We start from the raw sequence: 19,140 nt of genomic DNA on the forward strand, positions 1-19,140 counted from the left end.
TGTTGGGCTGATTCGACTTGCAGGCCCCATGCGTGGCGCCGATGCGCCCGTCGACCTGCCTTCCTCTTCCCGCCCTTAGGCCCTGCCACATGTCAGACGCTTCATCCACCCCGAGCTTCGCCGAGCTTGGGCTGCCGCCCGCCCTATTGACCGCGCTCGACAGCGTTGGCTACGAGACGCCCTCGCCGATCCAAGCCGCGACCATCCCGCACCTGCTCGCCGGCCGTGACCTGCTCGGCCACGCGCCCACCGGCACCGGCAAGACCGCGGCCTTCGCGCTGCCGCTACTCGCGCGCATCGATCTCGCCCAGCGCACGCCCCAGGTGCTGGTGCTGACACCCACCCGCGAGCTGGCCTTACAGGTCGCCGAGGCATGTCAACGCTATGCCAGCGCGCTCGGCGGCTTCAATGTGCTGCCAATCTATGGCGGCTCTGACTATGGCGGACAGATCCGCCAGCTCAAACGCGGCGTGCACCTGGTGGTCGGAACCCCGGGGCGCATCATGGACCACATGCGTAAGGGTACCTTGCGACTCGATACGTTGCAGGCGTTGGTGCTCGACGAGGCCGATGAAATGCTGCGCATGGGCTTCATCGACGACGTCGAGTGGATTCTGGAGCAGACGCCGCCGCAACGCCAGATTGCGCTGTTCTCGGCCACCCTGCCGAGCCAGATCCAGCGCATCGCCCAACGCCACCTGAATGATCCGCAGTCGATCAGCATCAAGGCGGCGACCGCAACTGCCGAGACCATCCGCCAGCGCTATTGGCTGGTCAGCGGCATGCATAAGCTCGATGCCCTCACCCGCATCCTCGAGGTGGAGCCGTTCGAAGGGCTGCTGCTGTTCGTGCGCACCAAGACCGCGACCACCGAGCTGGCCGCTCGTCTCAGCGCCCGTGGCTGGGCCGCCTCCGCGCTCAACGGCGACATGCCGCAGCAACAGCGCGAGCAGATGGTGGATCAGCTGCGCAGCGGCGCGCTCGATATCCTGGTTGCCACTGACGTCGCCGCGCGCGGGCTTGATGTCGAGCGCATCAGCCATGTCGTCAACTACGACATCCCCTACGACACCGAGGCCTACATCCACCGCATCGGCCGCACCGGTCGCGCCGGCCGTGCCGGTGAGGCGATCCTGTTCGTCGCCCCGCGCGAGCGGCGCATGCTCGCCGCCATCGAGCGCGCGACGCGCCAGCGCATCGAGCCGCTGACGCTACCCTCGACTGAGACCGTCAATAACAAGCGCATCGCCGACTTCAAGCAGCGCATCACCGACACCCTAGCAGCCGGCGAACTCAGCTTCATGCAAGGACTGATCGAGCAGTATCAGGAAGAACATGACGTCCCTGCGGTCGAGATTGCCGCCGCCCTCGCCAAGCTCTCGATCGGCGATCAGCCACTGCTGCTGACCGCACCGAAGCGCCCTGAGCGCTCCGAGGAACGTCCCGAGCGCGGTCGTGGTCCGCGCCGCGATGACGCTGATCGGTACCAGCCACGTCAGCAACGCCGACCGCCATCGCAGCCGGATCAGGGCATGGAGCGCTTCCGCATCGCCGTTGGTCATCGCAACGGGGTCAAGCCCGGCAACATCGTTGGCGCCATCGCCAACGAGGCGGGCCTGGATGCCCAGCATATCGGCCGCATCGACATCCATGACGAGTTCAGCCTGGTCGACCTGCCCACCGGCATGCCGCGCGAACTGCTGCAGGACCTGCGCAAGGTCCGCGTCTGCGGCCGGCCGCTGGCGATCGCTCGGCTTGACCCGAACGCCCCGGCTGAGGGCAACGGCCCCGCTGATGATGACGCAGAGGCTGGCCGCGGGCCAGGTGGTCCGCAGCGACCAAGGACCAGTCGCTCAGGTCCACCCGGGGCCGATCGCGGCCGTCCCTCAAAGCGGCCTGGAAAGAAAAACAGATCATCAGACTAGGTTTTGGGTTAGACTTAGCGGCTTCGGGTGCCTGGACCGGTCGGCACCGCTCGCAACCAGCTGTTCCATGACAGCCGCGGTTGCCGAAAACTCGCTTGGGCCGTTCGCTGCTTTCCCTGCTCATCTCGAGACGACCGCCCCGCTATCACCCTGGGGCCCATCGTCCGATGGCCATTGCTCTCAAGGTCATGACGCTCGTTAATTGGCGTCATACCATGGATCACCGCCCTGAGCAGGGCGACTCGCTGACCCGCAAGCATCGCCACACTGGCACCCCACAATCCAGCCCGGACCGGCTCCCGCCTCATTGAGGACGGGAGGGCCCATCTGGAGTTAGAAACCCCGATGTCATTTGACAACCTTGGCCTCTCGGCCGAGCTTCTGCGCGCGGTTCGCGAGCAGGGCTACACCCAACCCACCCCGATTCAAACCAAGGCCATTCCGACCATCCTCAGCGGTGGCGATGTGATGGCCGCGGCGCAAACCGGCACCGGCAAGACCGCAGGCTTTACCCTGCCGCTGCTGCAGCGGCTGAGCACGGGCACCTCGCGCCACAGCACCAGCGCCGAAGGCGTGGTCGCCGACGGAGCAACGCAGCGAGCAGCCAGCGGACGGCCGCACGGCCAAGCGGGCAAACAACCTGCTAGGCAGACCGCCGGACCGTCCCATGGCCGCGCCGCCGCGACCAACCGCCCGATTCGCGCGCTGGTGCTGACCCCAACCCGCGAACTCGCGGCCCAGGTCCAGGAGAGCATCCAGACCTACGGCCAATATCTGCCGCTGCGCTCGACGGTGATCTTCGGCGGGGTCAAGATCAACCCGCAGATCGACCAACTGCGCCGCGGCGTCGACATCCTCGTCGCCACGCCGGGCCGGTTGCTCGACCATGCCGGCCAGGGCACAGTCGATCTCTCCCAGGTCGAGACCCTGATCCTGGACGAAGCCGACCGCATGCTCGACATGGGCTTCATCCACGACATCAAGAAGGTGCTGGCACTGCTGCCGCCGAATCATGCGCGCCAGAACCTGCTGTTCTCGGCCACCTTCTCCGACGACATCAAGCGCCTCGCCGAGCGGCTGCTGAACAACCCCGAGTTGATCGAGGCCGCGCCGCGCAACACCACCGCCGAGCGCATCAACCAGGTCGTCTATCCGGTCGATCGGCATCGCAAACGCGAGCTGCTCAGTCACATGATCGGCGCCAACGACTGGCGCCAGGTGCTGGTCTTCACCCGCACCAAGCATGGCGCCAACCGGCTTGCCGAGCAGCTCGAGACCGATGGCCTCAGCGCCGCCGCGATCCATGGCAACAAGAGCCAGGGTGCGCGCACCCGCGCGCTTGCTGGCTTCAAGAGCGGTGATGTCCGCGTCTTAGTCGCCACCGACATCGCCGCGCGCGGGCTCGATATCGACCAGCTCCCGCATGTGGTCAACTACGAGCTGCCGAATGTGCCCGAGGACTATGTGCATCGCATCGGCCGCACCGGCCGTGCCGGACGCGAGGGCCAGGCCGTCTCGCTGGTCTGTGTCGACGAGCACCGGCTGCTACGCGACATCGAACGCCTGCTCAAGCGCGAGGTGCCGAAGATCATCCAGCCCGGCTATGATCCCGACCCCAGCATCCCGGCGGAGCCGATCAAGAATGGTCGCAGTGGGCCACGTCCGTCGCCAGCCGGCGGCCGTCGCGGAGAGGGTCGTAACACCGCCGCAGCCCCAGGACAACGACCGCGCCGCGCGGGTGCCGGCAACGGCAACGGCAACGGCAGGGCCGATGAGCGTCGCAGCCAAGGCGGCCGCAGCGTAGCGAGCGACGGTGGTCGCGGCGCGACCAACGGCAATCATCACCGGGCTGACGGCCAAGCCGGCCGTCGCTCAGCGGGCGTTCAGACGGGGCAGACGGCTCAGCGAGCAGCGGACACAACCAGAGACAGCGCTGGCACTCCACCAAGGCCCGGCTCCGCCGCCGCCAAACGCGGCCACGGCCGCCGCCAAGGCGCTGACACCAGCCGCCCGAGCAACCACCGTCATCCGCGACGGGGCCGCTCACAGGAGACCGCTGCGCTGCTCGGTGGTCGCGACGACTAGAGCAGTTCAGCCGAGACCAGCCGCAGTACCCGAGTCACGCCTCCGAGCCGGCAATGGCACTGAGGCAGTCTCGGCTGACATGGGCCCACTTTACGGCAGCTCCGTGCCGCGATTCATGATCTCGATATAGCCCGCATCGCTGAACTTTGCCTTGTGTCGCTATGCTTTCAACGTCAACAGCTCATCGTCCAGTCCATAGCGAACCACGTCGATCCGGTCGCAGCAACGGGAGACACAATCACCGGTCATCACAGGGAGCTGGAATGGGAAGAACGCCGGGTTGTTCAGGAGCAGTCCCAATGTGCCCTTGGCCTCCGGCGTAGCCAGGAGTGCGGACTCGAACATCAGGATGGCCAGGTTTGGCTCGGCAATGCTCACCGGGGCGGCTTTCTCGTAGCAGCCCTTGGCCTCAGAATCCTTCAGGGCTCCCCAGGCGACAAAGGAGCGGATGACAAATTTCGCGTAGCGACTCAGGGTTTGCCGGTCACCGTACTGTTCCTTCAGGCGGTTGATGATCTGGGTCTGGGTCACCTGATCCTGCAAGGCCAGCAGACGGCCGGTCTGTCGGGCCAGGTTGAACCAGAATGGATAGACTGCCGAGATCATCCCCCAGTGGACTGCCATAGCCATGGACGGGGTTTCCCGCAGAAACGCCAGCGAGGCATCCCGGAAGGGACACAACTCGGGGTCAGGAGAGACCCAGATCTTCATCAGGTTGTTGACCACAAAGGTCCGGGTCTGATCACTGCGTTCCCCGTCGGAGCCGTTGCCTTTTCGGTCCGCGAGGAACTCATGCAGCTCCTGGCGAATGGTTTTAGCGTCGAGTCCCGCCAGCAGCAGGTTGGCTGCTTTCTGCATCCACTCGAAACGGATCGCCTGCTTGATGCCAATGGCTTCGTGCCGGCTCCTGATCGAGCCGCCCATCACCCCGCCCTCCTTTCAAACTTCACCAGGGGCACGATGACTTCTTCGATGGCGACCCCGCCGTGACCGACAATGGCATCTCCCGGCTCCACGAATGCGTCGTGGCCACCGGCCACCAGGGGGAAATAGCCCGCGGGCAATCCGACCGGCTGCCACTCGCGAGCAAATGGGAAGGCATCAGCCACCTGAGCGCGGAGTTCCGGCGTGGGATAGACACGAACCCGCTCGCCGCGAGTCTCGGCAATCACACCTTCAGACGGTCGGCCTTTGCCGTCGCATTCGATGTTGCCATGATCGGCCGTCAGCCAGACCTCGTAGCCGTCAGCCAGCAGTTTGCCGACCAGGCTGGTTAGGAACCCTCCGTGGCACCATTGTTTGATCTGACTGTGCATCCCCGCGGCACCGAGCTGCATGCCGTGCATGATCTTGTCGACCTTGTCCACGACCAGCCCCAACACGCGAGTCTTGCCTGGATGGACCAGCGCGTCGAGCACCTGCGCCGGGTCGCCATCGCGAAGCGACCGTTGATAGGCCACGTCCAGCCGCGACAGCCCGTGGCTCTCCCAGAATTGCTTCCAGAGCGCCTCCTCGCGATGCGTCGATTGGATGGAGGCGGGGAAATACAGTGGCGGCTTGCCGGCGAACAGCGCCTGTCGGGAGACCGATGTCAGGGTGGGAATCCAGGCGAAGACCGCTGCTTCGCGTGTCAGTAGGCCGGCGTCCTGCTGCTGCAGGATCTGCCGGATGCTCACCCATTGATCCAGCGCCAGACCATCGACCAGGATCAGCGCCAGCCGCTGGGTGTCCGCGTCCTCGAGTCGGCGCGCTAGATGCCGCGCCACATGGTGCAGCATCACCGGCTGAGTCGGCGGCAGATTGATCAGACTGGCGTAGTGCTGCCGGAGCCACTGACCGAAGACCATGTTCAGCGCTTCGCTCAGTGCACCAAGTCGAACCTGATCCGCGCTGCGCTGACCGCCGTAGACCTTGGCTGCCAGCTCCGCCCACTTCAGCGCGCAGGCGGTCCAATCTCCGTGGCGCCAATCCGGCGCTGGGAGTGCCCGCTCAAGGCGTTCAAAGAGCCTAGCAATTCGGACCGCCTCATCGTCTGCTTCCGGCCTGATGATCCCGCTGCGCATCCAAGAGCCGGCCGCCACACGGGCGCCCTGGACTGCGACCGGTGCCAACCGCCCTTCCAGGAAGAGGTCATCGATATAGACACGGATGTCCTGATGGTCGAACGGCAGCAGTGTCGGTCCAGCGTAGCTGAAGCCGGTTTCCGGCGGTTGCGATGTGCTCGCTGCATCTTGCACGCGATCCGCCGTGGCGTGCTGTCGCAGAAAGGCCGGCCAGCGCTCTTGCAGGAAGGCGAAGAAGGCCTCGGCATCCGGCACGATCTCAGCAAGTGGCCACGACTCGAAATCGGTCCGCGTCTCGAGCAACTGAATCAAGCGCTGAGCCAGGGTTGCGGAAAGCACCCGCTGGCCGTCGTGCAAGCGGAGCAACGCCCGCAGCAGGTCGACATCGTTGCAGATCAGCTCCGCGGCGACGCCGAACAGATGCCGCAGGATGAAATCCTTGGTCGCGTTGTCACCCAGCCGATCATCCGGACTCGCACTGGCCTGAGCCGCATAGAGCGCATCCAGTAGACTGCGATCCAGCGTCTCGATCACCGGGTAGCTCAGCCGCGGAAACAGCTCGCCGAGATTGAAGGACAGGGGCCGCCCGGCCTGCAGCAGATCGTAGGGCAGGCGCTCGAACTCGGCATCTTGCAACCGGAGGATCACCACCAGATCAGTCTGTACCCCCTGATCCCAGCGTGCGCGATAGCTGGACTCGTAGGCGTAGCGAAAGGCCACCGGATCATCGAATTCGATCAGCTCGAAGCCGCGCTCGCGCAGCGCCAGCGCCAGGCGCTCCTCGGTCAGCAAGCAGTCCGGATCGGCCACCAGCGTCAGCTTGCTGACCTGGGGCACGAAGGCATCGAGAATGCGGTCGCGCCAACTAGCCATCTTCAGCAGGCAGAATGCGCAGCAATAGCAAGGGCCTAATCTCCGGCAGCAGGTCGGCACTTAGCGACCGCAAGGCGGAACGGGGTACGCGCACCACTGCGTCCTGGTTCGGCAACCAGACGCGGCACACCGTCTGCCCCCACAGGGTCTGTTCTTCGATGACCTTGCAGGCGCAGTTATGAAGGCTGCTGTAGTGCCAGAGCACTTCCAAGCTCAAGCCCCGTCAACACCAAGCATTTCAAGAAGATCGCCACGCCGGAAGGTTGCAGAGAGCTGCTGCAATGAAATGTCTCGCTTTCCATAGCATTGCGTCAGCGCTTCGGTCACTTTCGCCACAGCTTGAGTGTGATACTGTGCCGCATGATTCCTAAGCCGCTCCTGAAGTTGCGTAAAGTGACGATGGGTCACGTCCTCCAGACGAAGCCCTTCATCATCAAGTAAAGCTGTGCCAATGAGCATTGAAAGATAGTGGGATGCATAGGGCATGAATAACGGTGGAGCCACATCTGAAGGTCGCTTACGTTCGTTTTCGACTTCACGAAAAATCAGGACGGCAAGGATTGCCTGAGCGGCATTGAGATTTTGGAAAATAAGATCATAAAGCTTGCCAAAATGCTCCTTACGTCGAAATTTGGCTTGATGCGGTCTCTGCCTCCAGACCGCAAGGGTTGCCTCAGCGGCAATCGAACTAGTAATCACATTTGAACCGCCACCGCCTTCTTCACGCTGGCGCTTGTAAGCAAACCCCAGATCCTTGATTCCCAACTCCAGGTTCTTTTGTATCTCGTCATTCGAGCGAAGGTCACGCAGATCGACCGGATTCTGGCTATTCGTTGCATAGGTAATATCGGTCACGAAACCCTGATCATCATCAGCCAGCTCGTAAACCCGCACCATGACATAAGTATGCTCAAAATCAGCCAGCAAATCAGGTGAGCTCAGCGTCTGCTGGATGGTCTTGCAAGTCTGCCCACCGTTAATCACCTGCATGTTCTCCAATTTTAATTGATAGTTCGCACCCTGTAGCGCATTGTGACGAAAACTTTTGCAGATGATCGTGATGCCGTTGTTGAAAAAATAGAAGTTTTCGCGACTCGTTGGATCAGCTAGCGTGCGGTGGATATCTGCGTTGACTCGGTTCTCGTTCAACCCCAAGTAGCGCCGAATGTTACGTTGCAGCAGTTGATCATGATGTCGGTTAAACAGCTCGGCAATTTCAGAAACCTGAACCTTACCGATCACCACACGGCGAAAGTTAAAATTTTCAAACACCGCGTCGCCCACCAACCTGAGCGTGTCATTAACGGTCTTTGCTCTGCGCAGAATCTCAACGATTGAGTTATGGTTGAAATGTATCCAAAGCGTCTGCTTCTCGGGCAGCCCCGACTGGTCAATCCAGCGTTGCGCCTGTTCCGTCCATTTTGCGCCGTTATTACACAACACCACTCGAACATTCGGGATATACCCATCCCGCACCAGAGAGCGAATTTCCTCGACCTTCGGTTTCAGCAAGGGATTGAGGTCGATCTCCTTGGCTGGGTCAAACAGTGTCTGGACCGTGTTGACCGCCTTCTGGACGCCGTTCTCAGGGAAGTTGGCTGCACCATCGAGGTTGTTGATCTTGTATTTTCCTTGAAACAGGGTCACCAGAAATTCGCCGTCCTCAACCTCGCCAATGTCTAAACCATCGACTCCGGCATCATTTCCACCCTCAGTTAGCAGATCAACCGCCTCTTCCAACGGAATATCGAGACAATTAGCGATGCACAGCAAGACAAAGGCGGCTGAGCGTTTCTTGTTTGGATCTCCTGCCGGAAGCCAGTCGGAATGCTTCTCCAACAGCCCAGTCAGTTGCTGATCAATAATACTGGCATTGATGTCCATCGTTGGCTCAACCTCCCAGCCGGGTGACGGCCTGGTCGTACCACATGAGCAGCTTGGGATCTTCTTCCAGGACGTTGTTGGGGATCTTGTCCGCCACGGCGACGATGACGGCGTAGTCGCGCTCCTGCCAGGCTTTCTTGAATCCGACGCGTACAGCTTCCAGGCGGAAGACCTTGAGCTTCTTCTTGACCTCTTTGTATTCCTCGAACTCCTTGAGCAGCGCCTTCTCGCGCAATTTCTCAAGGTCGCCTGCCTTGTTGGGATCGGGCACGTACCAGCGGTCGCGGGCTTTGGTGACCAGCGCCGGATCATCCTTGGGAAGGTTGCGCAGTTCTTTCCAGTTGGTGGAGAGGTAGGTGTGGATCTGCTCGGGCACCTGGCCTTTGCCGTCGTAGCAGAGGAAGTTCTGGTTCAGCAGTTCGCGCAGGTCGAGCTGGGCCTCGTTCTTGCTCCAGCCGCCCAGTTGCTGCATGAACTGCGGGTTGATGTCGGAGAAGGTCTGCGGCTTTTCCCTGATGAGCTGGCGGAGCCACTGAATGGCGGATGCTTCGTCGGAAACGAACATGGACATCTGCTTGAGTTCGCCCGAGGTCATCTTCTTACGGTCGTATTCGGCCACCTGGTCCGGCAGGAAAAACATTCCGTCACGCTCGATGAAACGCTGCGAAAGCCCGATCTGGAACTCCTGGCTGGAGATGGGAACTGGGTAGCCCTTGCGAACGTAGTAAGCCACCATCTGGTCGAACAGGATGCGCGGATCACGTTCCGGGACGAATTGCAGCAAGGTTCCCTGTTGTTTCGTGACCGGCAGATACTTCAAGTGGGTGCGAACAAAATCCCAAACACCTTCTTCGGTTTGCGCCTCTTTCTGGAAGCGCTCTTCAAAGCCGCCATTGGGTTTGTAAGCTGAGATGACGAGATCTTGCTTGACGGCTGTTGGGGTGGTCACAGCCTTGAAGCTACCTTGTTTTTTATCGAGGGCTGACACATTAGCCACAATAAAACCAGCTTCAGTGAGAGCGGTTTGAATGCTGTTCCAGACAGATGCTTTCGTATTAGAAAACTCAACGGTCATCCAGTGGCCTGGCTTAAGTATTCTATGGGCCTCGGCAAAACACTCTATCATTAGCTTTCGATATTCATCTGTCCCCTTGCCTTGAACCTTATTTTCGATGGCTTCTTTTTCAATGTTTGTTCTAACTTTTAGCCATGACTCCCATATGTAATTCAGCTCCGAATAATTTAAGTTTGCACCGAAGGGAGGGTCTAGAAATAAGTAATCAACAGAACAAGATGGCAGTGCCACCGCTTGAGATGCTTGGCAGGTAATCAATCTACTATTGGCGCTAAATGCGCCCGTCCCATAAAAAATCCTGGATATTCTTGATATTGACCGCTTAAAAGATGAAGCAACGCTCAGACCCCTAATCAGCGACGGAACATATAGAGTTCCCGTCAACAAACCACCTCCTTGCCCTTTGTAATCTGGTTTCTTAACAACATACCTGTAAAGCTTAGTGACTGTATTCAATAATGAAAACGGGATTAAGAGTATTGATTTTGCTTGACCAGACTTGCCGAATAAATCAGAAGCCCACCTTAACGACCTTTTGTCATAGAAGTGATGCACATGTGTGAAACCATGGGATCTGATCGGCTGTGCAGTATTGTAGCCATTAGGTAGTTCATAAGTAGGAATCCAGGATGGCAGATGAATGTCATTAATTTTGCTTAGGGTATTCAGGTCGGACGTATCTGGCTTTTTTTCATAAGTCTTTGTGCCAACAGAGTAGTTAAGAAGAACAGGCACCTGCTGCGCCTGCTTTATTGTTGAACTAATATATTTGTCATATGATGAAACCCATGATCGTTCCATCGATTTTTTGTTTAGAGTCGCTTCACAATGTGGGCACGGAAAGCTGTCCATCACCTTACCATCACTTCGATCGACCGCTTCATCCCAAAAAATCACTTCGCCCGCGCACTCTGGGCAAGTAAATACATCAGACCAAACGGTATAGTTAATCTTTCCTTTGGTTTTCCCATCCGTGTGAAGTGTCTCATACATCCATCCGCATTCTTTCTCGACCTCTTTGAGAATGCGTTTGGCCTCTTTCTCAAATGCTGCCACATCGACAGGCGTGTTGTAATTGTAGGCAATGAATGTTGCCGCTGGTGAAAGGTCGTTCAGTACAGCCTTACGAGAGCCCAGTTTTGAAAACGGCCGCCAAACCTTTTTACCATCTTCACCAATCTCTTCCTGCAAAATGGTTCCATCCGACTTCACTTGATAGCCGAGAGACATGACCACTTCGCGGTCGCCACACATCTGTGCAGCCACTCCCGTCATGCCGGTTCCACAAAAGCCGTCGAACACAATGTCCCCCGGCTGCGTGTAGTGGAGGATGTAACGCATGATGGCCTTGTGCGGCACCTTGGTGTGGTAGGAGTGCGCGTTGTAAATCGGGTCGTTCTTCCCCTCGCTTACATCGGCCGCAAAAGGCTCACGGTGATATTGGTAGCCCTCAGGCTGCTCCGGCTTCTTCGCCTCCCACTCGGCGATGAAATCGGCTATCCACGGATTCGGGCAGGCGGTGTAGTATGGCGGATCGCTTAAGGCAAGGATGTCCTCGTCACTGCCGATGGGAAAGCCTTCGATCTTGCGGAACTCCGGGTCCTTCAGCTTCTTGCGCAGTTCCTCGGTGAAATGGGCACAGCGGGTCTCGTCGTTCTCGAACGTCATGCCGAGACAAGTCACGGGGCCGGAGGGCTTCTGCTGCTGACCTAGCTCTTCGCTAAAGAGATCCTGTGTTGTCATTGTTGATTCTCCACAATAGCTTTCCCCTTCTCCGTCAGGCGATATTTTTGCAGTCGACTATTTGGTTTATCGGGAATGGTCATTTCCAGAAGTTCAGCCTCCAGAGCGGGACGAAGATAGAGCTTTTCGAAATTGTCTCTGCCTTTAAGCCCCATGGATTCCATCAATGCATTCCGGCTCTGTTCCCCCTGGGTCACTTTAAGCAGGTTGATAACTTGCCCTGTGACTTGTCCTGTGACTTGTCCTGTGACTTGTCCGGTGACTTGCCCTGTGACTTGTCCGGTACTTGCTGGGTGCTTGCCGGGTACCTTCCGGGTTTCGGATGCTTTCTTCTCGCTGAACTCAGGCACCTTGATAAGGATTCTGAACACATCTCCCTCAATCAATTCCGGGTCGGCGCCTCCATAGGCTCGGCTGTACTTCATCATTTTACGCATGCCGGAACCAAGTTCGTCGGCGCGACCGATCTGCCGGAAGAACTTGGCAATCACCGGGTTCTTGGGAAATGGCGTGAAGGTCTCGGGATCGAGCCGCCCAAAGCCGTGGGGACGGCTGCTGTTCTCGGTGCGAACCTGGCCGTATTCAATGATGAGTTTGGCAGGGAAGGCGTTGGTGTATTCCCGATGAATGAGAAGATTGGACGCGACCTCTCGGAAGATCGCGTCGCGAATGCTGATACTCATCGTGCCTTCCAGGTAGAAAGGATCGGGTAGGTGTTTATGGATGAAAGCCATCATGCGTTCGTAGCTTTCTACCAGATTGACATCGACGAAATCCCGGTCGTCGTAACGATCCAGATTCACCTTGCGCAGGATAAGGTCGGTACGGTGATAGGGGAGCGTATTTAAAAGCGGCAATTGTTTTCCCAGCAGCAGGATTCCTGCCAGGGTTATGCCGCTTGCGCCAGAGTCCGGGCTTGTTTGGTGGAGTTGTGCACTTTTGAGCAGTTCCAGATCATCCAGATCTTTCCATGGGTGATCTTCCCAGCGGATGGTCGCAATCTTGCGGCATTTGGCGATCAGGTCTCGATCCAGATCATCAAGCCCAAGGTGAGGGAAAATCCGGTTCTCGCTGTAGGTGGCCTGCTTGCGCTGATACAGGGCAGCAACAAGCGCCGTGTTGTCGGTGATGTCGAAATCGCCGTCTTCGTTGCGGTCGTAAATGCGACCATTACAGCGATGCACCTGCGAGCTTTCCGGCACATAGATGTGGAGCAGTGGTTTGCCGCCAACCCTGATTTCATCCACCGCCAGATAGGTGGGCGGCGATATTTTCTGTGGATTGTTGATGGCCGTGACGAAGTCTTTCCGGATTTGTGCTACCGCATCGGGCTCGATGCCCTGAATAACGCCGTCATCCAGGACACCGAGAAGCAAGGCGCCACCGTGCCGGTTCAGAAATGCGCACAGGGTTTCATAGACCGACTTGGGCAACTGGTCGCGGCAGGCCTTGAACTCGATGTCGAGCCCTTCGCCTTTGGCAATCAATGCTTTCAATTGGTGTTCCTTCGTGTTCATTTGTGGCTCACCCCTCCATGACGATCCGCACCTTGGCCGGGTCCTTGCCCTTGGTGAGCTGATCGATGTACGCCTCAAAGCGTTTCTTCATCTCCGCCGGGGTGGCCGGGCCGTCGGTGACCCGCAGGGCCTGTTGCAGCGCCGAAGCCTTAACGGTGACCTTGACCAGACCGGAGAACACTTCCTTCAAGGCGTAGACAATGTTGCTGTCCAGCGGCACCGGCAGTTCCTTCGACTGGATAAAGGCTTCCAGCGGTTCGCGGTCGTCGATCTTCAACAGGTCCATGTTGGCCTGGGTGATCGGGTCCTCCAAGTTGCTGAGGAGGGTGGAGGTCCAGGCCGCCACCATGGCGTCGAGCTGGGCGTCCATCTGCTCGATCATCTGCGCGCCTGCCGCGGCGCCGGTTTCCACCGAAGGCCGGAACCCGCAATGCGGGCAGATGGGCGAGGCGTCGAGGTTTTGCTCGGTCAGGGCGAAGCAGCTCTTCAGCCCGGCCAGGCGATTCTGATACTCGGTGAGCTGCTGCCGGGGCATCAGGTCGATACCGGCGAGTTTGAGCAGGGTTTGCAGCCGCTGGTCGTTGAGCAGGCTGGCCTTGCGCTTGTCGTCGTTCACGCCCAGCCGGGCCTTGGTGTGCAGGCCGATGTAGGCGACCACGTACTCTTGCTTGAGGGCTTTGAGCTTGGTGCTGGTCCCCGACAGTGGATTCATCGATGAAGGAATGGGCAGAGGCAAGCCACTGAATTCCTTGACGGCGTCCAACACTGCTTGCTGGGTGGTCTTCAACCGGTCGATCCAGGGATGGTCAAGCGGCAGGATGCCTTCCGCGGTGGTCAACCAGGATGTGATCGGACCCTGCTCTAGGACCAACTCGCGCAGGGCGTCCACCCTCTCAAGTATCTGCAGCGCCTTTTCATGCGCCAGCACCTCGTCGGCGCTGTAGCGAAAATTCTTCAGCTTGCCCGGCGAGGAATACGCTTGCAGGCTTTCAAAAAATCCCTTTGCGTTCTGGAGTGTTTCCGCTCTCGCCCCTCGCCCTTCGCCACTCGCCCCTAACAAGTCCAGGCCCCAGAATGAGAGCCCCTCGCGCAGGGTCTGCTGGGTCATGACGATGCGCTTGACGATCTTGCCCACCGCCTGCTGCAGGTTTTGCACCGGCTCGTCCTTGCCCTGGGTGACGAGCTGGGCCATGCCCGGCGTTGTTCCATAGGGGCCGAGCAACTCAAACAATGCCTTGAGCGCGGGCAGGTTCCAGTCCTTGGGCTGCTCCAGATGTTTGAAGCGGACCAGTTCGTCCATGCCGGTCGCGGCAAGCTGTTGCAGGCCGGTGGCGTCGAATTTCTTGCCTGGGATCGCGAGCACGATGTCGCCGGAGTAGACCAGCGCCGCCAACAGGACAGTCACCCATTCGGGTTCCAGATGCGAACCGCCCGGGTTCATGTATTCCAGCCCGTGGTCGTCCTGGATGATCTCGCTGCGGTTGACTACCTGGCCGTGGCCCTTGGCCTTAATGGCATCGAGGATGAATTGGGTGTACTTCGATTTGGAGGGGTCGATCTTCGGCCCGTTCACGCCGGGATCGAGCAGCTCCAGGCCGTCGAGAACGGCCGTCGCCTGCTTGGTCGGTTTCTGGCCGGCGATGGCTCTCAGTGCGTCCTGCGCAGCCTGGGCGCGATTGCCGCCGGTGATCAGGACCGAGAAGACCGGATAGTCCGGGGCCTGGTTCTCGAAGTTCGGGGCCAGGCAGAGACCGGCGATGGTGTTGACCAGGTCGCGGAAGTTGATGGTCTCGTGGGGCGACAGGCCGGACAGGTCGCGGATCGATTTGCCCTTGGCCCATTCGGTCATGGACTTGGTTCGGCCCTGGTAGCTGACCTCAAAGCCCTCGATCATGTGTTTCTGCAGCCACTGGACCAACTGCTTCAGGAAGCCGTTAGCCTTCGATTCATAGGTGGCCTTGGCGTGGCCCGATGAGGTGGCGGCAAGGTCCAGGGCAGCCGCGTAGCGCTTGAGCGCGGTCTGTAACTCCTCGTCGGTGCCTTTCAAACGGAAGAACACCTCGTCCGCTTCCTTGCTGTCCTTGAAGCGAGGCGGATCATTGGGCTGGATGAAGTAGAGGTAAAAATCCCGCTGCGGCACGGCGGTGGAGCGCTCGTTGGGGGCGCCGAAAAAGAGGTAGCCGGTGCGGGCAGCCTTGTGCTCCTGCCAGACCAGTTCGTGCTGCCAGATCTTGTAACCGGTGACGTAGGTGGCGTCCTGGCATTCCATGACCCGCTTGAGCGCCTCGTAGTAGAAGCGGTCGAGCTGGCCAGATCCCAGGCTTTCGGCCCGCTTGTCGATCAGTGCGTCGAAATCGTCGGTCTTCTTCAGGTCGAGATAGAACTGGCGGTTGTCGGCATTGAAGGAGATGAATTGGCCGCTGACCGTTTTGTGGATCTCGCGCAAGACCGTTTCCACATGGGTCTGCAGATCCTTGTCGGGCTCGTCGCTGCCCAGCTCGGCGATCAGTGGATCGAACAGGCAGAGGCGGTCGCGCAGCTCTTCGGCGGACGCGCCCATGGGGGCATCGATGTCGCCGGTGGTGAGGCGATGGACGGACAGCGCATGGATCAGGCGCAGCGCCATCGGCTTGTATTGCTTGCGGGTGATGGCGTTTTCGACACGGGATTCCAGCACCTGGCTGCAATCAATGACCGCCCGGATCTCGGGAATGGCGCGGAAGGACGGATTGTCCTTGAGCGTGTTCCAGTAGCTGTCGAAGGCGATCAGACCAGGCGCGTCCGACGGCAGATCCTGGTCGAGGATGGCTTGCATCGCCTTGGACAGGGTCTTGAGCACCTCGCGCTTTTCCACCACGGTGACCCGCTCGAAGGTGTCGATGTAATCGGGATGCACCGGGAAGAGCCGGACGAACTCGTCCATGCGCTCGTTGAGCCCACCATAGTATTGGGCAAAGGGCATCAGGGTGTCGCGGATCTTGGCCTGCTGCTCGGCGGTCTTTTTGAGCAGACGCTCGGCGACGACGAATTTGACGTCGCTGCGGGCAATGAGGATCTGCTCGAAGCGGTCCTTTACCCGGCGGATGCTGTCGGCGACAAAGGCGAAGCGGGGGCTGTCGAAAATCGCTTCCTGGACACCGGCCATGAAGCGGAAGCGCAGATCCTTGCAGACCTCGCCGACCTCGCGGAGAAAGTTGAGGTCAAGGATCAGCTCCTGATCCTTACGGGTCCGCAGGTAGTCGAGCAGCTCGTCGACCACCAGCAGCAGGCCGTGCTTGGGGAAGACCTCGCCGAACTTGGCCATCATGTCTTCGAAGGCCCGTTTGTGGCTGGTGATGGTGCCCGCCTCAGGGAACACATACTCCACGCCGAGTTTGTCGAGATGCTCTTCCAGTTCGGCCACCAGGATGTCGCGCAGGGACATGGTGGTGGCGCCGATCTCGGTACGGATGACCTTGAACCGACCTGCGACCTGAGAGGCTGCATCGCGGACACCATCATTTTTCAGCCCTGGGGTCAGGGATGCGTCTGCGGCGAGACTGGAGAGCACCGACATCAAATGCGACTTACCAGTGCCGTAGTTCCCAACGACGAGCAGGCCTTTGTTGTCGACTGGCTGGTCGAACTGCAGTTGCGGGAAGACGAGTTGACGCAAGCGTTCGGCCATCTCGTCGGAGATGACGTAGCTGCGTACGAGTTGGGCGGCGGCGCTGGACTTGTCCGCGTCGCGCAACTGGACCACGGTTTCGATAGGGTCGAACTGGATCAGGTCTCCGTAGCGCATGCTGGCTCCTTGGGGTGATTTCAGTTGTCAGCGTCGATCGTTGCCCAACCGTCGATGCCGACAACGAGCGCATCGACGCTGTCGTAACAGCGGTATTCAGGATGATCAGGCGCGGCATAATCAAGTCGCCCAGCCTGGAAGCGGCCATTCCAGGAGGCCAGAATCCGTCGGTTCCTGGACAGCCCTTGCAGCAGCCGCAAGGGATCTTGCCGCAGCTGCGGATCGAACAGCAGCTCAAGATTGTCAAGGATGATGAGCGGCTGGATCTGGCTTGGATTCATGGTCTGCTCTAGTGCCTCATCGAGCAGCTGCTCTAGGATGCGCGGGAGCCGCAAGGCCCTTTGCTTTGCAGTCAGCTCGAGCAGTTGAGCGGACAGCACGAGATTCAGATTGACGAGCGGGACCGCCCGGTGTGCGGCCATCCGGTGAAGGACAGCGGTCTTGCCAGTGCCTGTCTTTCCAACCAGCAGCACGAGCCGATGATAGAGACCCGAGGCGGCTTCTATCGATTGTTGTAATCGGTCTTCGATGGGGCCGGTCATAACCACTCCCTGTTCATCGGTTCGGTCGCGGCAAGGCGTCGCTGGATCATACGCCAACAGGGCACCCGCTGGGATCATGCTCGCTTGCAACCGGCTATTGAAACGATCGCTTCGCCCAAGGCGCTGGCGTTATAGTGCGGCCAGCCGCCAGCGTTGACACGCATGCACCAGGATGGCGCCGCGGCAAACCGCAGTCTTGATGGAGACCCACCGATGTCGAACCAACTCCGCCCAGACCCAAGAGGACCGTTTCGCGTCGAGCAGTTGCGCGAGGGGGATCGTTACGAGTTGAGCCAGGGGCATCCGATCTACTGTGCGCCCTCTGGCCGTGATCACGCTGGCCACAATCTCGCTGGCGGTGCGGTCTTGGCCACCGATCCAGATGTCGAATGGGCTGGGGTGGACGCTGGCTTCTCGCCAGAATCCGGCACCCTGCGAGCGCCGGATATCGCCATTGCCGCGGCCGGTGTTGAGCGCGGCTGGATTCCCGGGGTGCCGCCGCTGGCGGTTGAGTACGCCGGGGTCGGACAGGATGAGCAGGAGTTGGAGGCCAAGATCGCTGAACTGCTGGAGCACGGCACCCAGCAGATCTGGGTGGTGAGGCTGGTTGGGCCGCGCCGCGTCGAGGTACGTCGGCGCAACCAGCCGTTACAGGTGCTCGGTCCCGGCGATCTGCTCAGCGCCCCGGGGCTGCTGCGCAACCCGGTGCCGGTCGAGGCGCTCTATGATCGCGAGGCCAGCCATCGCGCTATGCTGCGCAATCTCTTACAGCGGGCTGGCTATGACAGCATCGACTCGGTTCGCACGGAGGGTCTGAATGCTGGTCTTGAGCAAGGCGTTGAGCAGGGTCTGGTGGAGGCCATTCTTGATCTTCTGGCCGACCGTGGCTTGCCCCCCGATGACGAGACCCGGGCTCGACTGGCAGCCTGTCATGACCACGGGCAGCTCAAGCGCTGGCTTCGCGCTGCCGCGCGGGCGAATGCGCTGACCGAGCTGTTCGAGGTCTAACGCTAATGACCCCGCGCCACCCCGGAACATGAATCACGTGAGATTCAGGTTAAAGAGACGGGCATCGCGCTGATGATGAAGCGCGCAACGACAGAAGCCGACGGCCATGCTCAAGATCACCGCGTCCATCCAGATTGCCGATCAGGAATTGCAAGAGCGCTTCGTGCGCTCGCCAGGACCGGGCGGTCAAAACGTCAACAAGCTGGCTACAGCGGTCCAGCTCAGCCTGGATTTGAAGGCCTCGCCATCGCTGCCCGAATCTGTCCGCGAGCGCCTACTGGCCAGCGGTGATCGACGCATCGACCGCGATGGCGTGCTGACCATTCACGCCCATCGCTTCCGCACCCGGGAGCGCAATCGAGACGATGCCCGGGCGCGGCTCGCAGCCTTAATCGCCCGCGCCAGCGTGGCGCCGAAACCGCGTACCCCAACCAAACCCTCTCGCGCTGCTAAACGCCGCCGCCTCGATGAAAAGGTGCGACGTGGACGGACGAAGTCGATGCGCCGCGCCGTCTCCGACATGGATTGAAGTCCAGTACAGGCGAATGCTCAACGCGAAGCGATCGATGATGCTCGGCCTCAACCTCGCGCTCATCGCGCTGGTACCCTATCGTCGCTCATGAAGCCGATCGCATCGGGAC

12 protein-coding genes are annotated in these 19,140 nt (G+C 59.9%); 4 read left to right on the top strand and 8 right to left on the bottom strand.

Features of this window, described 5'->3' with window-relative positions; genetic code table 11:
• Positions 1–89 precede the first annotated feature (89 nt).
• A complete protein-coding gene (locus VBE63_RS04465; RefSeq protein ID WP_323681795.1) occupies positions 90–1,925 on the top strand; it encodes a DEAD/DEAH box helicase in 1,836 nt (611 codons plus the stop codon).
• Between the two features lie 345 nt (positions 1,926–2,270).
• The gene (locus VBE63_RS04470) at positions 2,271–4,010 is read left to right on the top strand and encodes a DEAD/DEAH box helicase (protein WP_323681796.1); all 1,740 of its coding nucleotides are present in this window, start codon (positions 2,271–2,273) and stop codon (positions 4,008–4,010) included.
• Positions 4,011–4,169: 159 nt separating this feature from the next.
• On the opposite strand, the gene VBE63_RS04475 is transcribed toward VBE63_RS04470, so the two are convergent.
• From VBE63_RS04475 to brxF, 8 genes are read right to left on the bottom strand one after another with little or no spacing between them, the layout of a single operon-like run.
• A complete protein-coding gene (locus VBE63_RS04475) occupies positions 4,170–4,922 on the bottom strand; it encodes a hypothetical protein (RefSeq protein ID WP_323681817.1) in 753 nt (250 codons plus the stop codon).
• Between the two features lie 11 nt (positions 4,923–4,933).
• Positions 4,934–6,946 (bottom strand): BREX-3 system phosphatase PglZ, encoded by a 2,013-nt coding sequence (gene pglZ, locus VBE63_RS04480; RefSeq protein ID WP_323681797.1) that lies wholly within the window; start codon positions 6,944–6,946, stop codon positions 4,934–4,936.
• Positions 6,939–7,151 (bottom strand): hypothetical protein, encoded by a 213-nt coding sequence (locus VBE63_RS04485; protein ID WP_323681798.1) that lies wholly within the window; start codon positions 7,149–7,151, stop codon positions 6,939–6,941. The genes pglZ and VBE63_RS04485 overlap by 8 nt, the downstream gene beginning before the upstream one ends.
• Positions 7,152–7,159: 8 nt before the next feature.
• Positions 7,160–8,830, bottom strand: a complete 1,671-nt coding sequence (locus tag VBE63_RS04490; protein WP_323681799.1) for an AIPR family protein — start codon at positions 8,828–8,830, stop codon at positions 7,160–7,162.
• Positions 8,831–8,837: 7 nt separating this feature from the next.
• Positions 8,838–11,648, bottom strand: a complete 2,811-nt coding sequence (locus VBE63_RS04495; protein WP_323681800.1) for a DNA methyltransferase — start codon at positions 11,646–11,648, stop codon at positions 8,838–8,840.
• Positions 11,645–13,165: a Fic family protein gene (locus VBE63_RS04500; RefSeq protein ID WP_323681801.1), complete on the bottom strand. Its 1,521-nt coding sequence runs from the start codon at positions 13,163–13,165 to the stop codon at positions 11,645–11,647. Before VBE63_RS04500 ends, VBE63_RS04495 begins: the two co-directional genes overlap by 4 nt.
• A gap of 7 nt (positions 13,166–13,172) precedes the next feature.
• Positions 13,173–16,949, bottom strand: coding sequence for a DUF6079 family protein (locus VBE63_RS04505; RefSeq protein ID WP_323681802.1), 3,777 nt, complete (start codon positions 16,947–16,949; stop codon positions 13,173–13,175).
• Positions 16,950–16,969: 20 nt separating this feature from the next.
• Complete coding sequence (gene brxF, locus VBE63_RS04510) at positions 16,970–17,491, bottom strand: BREX-3 system P-loop-containing protein BrxF (protein WP_323681803.1); 522 nt, start codon at positions 17,489–17,491, stop codon at positions 16,970–16,972.
• A 213-nt stretch (positions 17,492–17,704) separates the two neighbouring features.
• Between brxF and VBE63_RS04515 the strand changes: the two genes are divergently transcribed.
• Positions 17,705–18,499 (top strand): Uma2 family endonuclease, encoded by a 795-nt coding sequence (locus VBE63_RS04515; protein WP_323681804.1) that lies wholly within the window; start codon positions 17,705–17,707, stop codon positions 18,497–18,499.
• Positions 18,500–18,605: 106 nt separating this feature from the next.
• On the top strand, positions 18,606–19,028 hold the full coding sequence (arfB, locus tag VBE63_RS04520; protein WP_323681805.1) for an alternative ribosome rescue aminoacyl-tRNA hydrolase ArfB: 423 nt from the start codon (positions 18,606–18,608) through the stop codon (positions 19,026–19,028).
• Positions 19,029–19,140 lie beyond the last annotated feature (112 nt).

The sequence above is a fragment of the Lamprobacter sp. genome (assembly GCF_034860625.1).
GTDB lineage: Bacteria > Pseudomonadota > Gammaproteobacteria > Chromatiales > Chromatiaceae > Lamprobacter.